Below are 508 nucleotides of genomic sequence, written 5' to 3'. Positions count from 1 at the left end.
CATGACCCGATTTCCTGACAAACGGACTCGGGCTCAGACAGATGGGCAAAGCACGGCACAACATTAGTCACTGGCGGCAGTACAAAACCGGGCTTTGATCAATCGCGCCTCCCTGACCTTCTGAGTTGATGAACAAGCCATTGAGCAGTGGTATTGCCATGGGCACCATGCCCGTCAGGGATGAGGCTTCCAGTTTAGCGATAGCGCCATTGAAATGGCGCTGATGCTCAAGATCTTCTTCGGGCTGCCGTTACGGGCCCTGGAAGGGTTCATCAACTCTATTTTCCAGCTGATGGACGTGCCGACCTTGCTCAATCCGCTTTGACGTCAGTTACATCAGCTGTCTGGAGATGGCGCTTACGGCAAGCGGTCGTATCCGCCTTATCGCACCGGAATCCACCCCGGTGCCGCGTCCACGGCTCGCCACAGGCCATCGGGAATGGACAGCGCATCGCGCTCATCCAGATCCAACTCTTGGCGGATCTGTGCATCGCAGCCCGCCTGCGAC

1 pseudogene is annotated in these 508 nt (G+C 57.3%); it reads left to right on the top strand.

Annotated features, from left to right (window positions below):
• Positions 1 to 41 precede the first annotated feature (41 nt).
• A pseudogene (locus tag ABN217_RS20515) lies at positions 42 to 304 on the top strand (transposase); the annotation flags it as partial.
• Positions 305 to 508 lie beyond the last annotated feature (204 nt).

This window comes from Proteus sp. fly-1067, from assembly GCF_040139345.1.
Classification (GTDB): domain Bacteria; phylum Pseudomonadota; class Gammaproteobacteria; order Enterobacterales; family Enterobacteriaceae; genus Proteus; species Proteus vulgaris_B.
This window is presented reverse-complemented; position numbering and strand designations above follow the sequence as displayed.